This is a genomic window from Salinimicrobium oceani, from assembly GCF_012037645.1.
Window position 1 is genome coordinate 1 of sequence record NZ_JAAVJR010000321.1, and the last position, 549, is coordinate 549.

1 pseudogene is annotated in these 549 nt (G+C 42.3%); it reads left to right on the forward strand.

The features are described from left to right. Positions 1 to 452, forward strand: a pseudogene (locus HC175_RS16960) (acetate kinase); the annotation flags it as partial. Between the last annotated feature and the right edge of the window lie 97 nt (positions 453 to 549).

A 549-nucleotide genomic window follows, 5' to 3' on the forward strand; every position in this document is an offset into this window, starting at 1 on the left:
AGTCTGTCATTTTTTATATGATTGAAAAATTCGGCTATACCGCAAAAGAGGTCAGTGACCTGCTACACCATAAAAGCGGAATGCTTGGCCTTACCGGTTACAGTGACCTGAGAGATATTGAGGAGCAGGCCGAAAAAGGAAATAAGGAATGTATGCTTGCGCTGGAAATGAACGCTTACCGAATAAAAAAATACATTGGCGCCTATGCCGCTGCTATGAATGGTCTTGATGCTGTTGTTTTTACCGCGGGAATTGGGGAGAACAGCGATGTAATTCGAAAAATGGTGTGCCGCGACATGGATTTCCTGGGTTTACAGTTGGATGAAGAGAAGAACAGTGTTCGCTCCAAGGAAGTAAGAAGTATTGGCAAAGAAAATTCTGCAGTGAAGATCCTGGTGATCCCTACAAATGAAGAATTGGAGATCGCTAAGCAAACCCTTGCGATGATCTAAGGACACCTATCAAAAAAGACATTTTTAAGCGGGGAACCTATACAAATAAATAGGTCTCCCCGCTTTTTACTTTTTCTGCAAAAGAAGCAATGCTGTT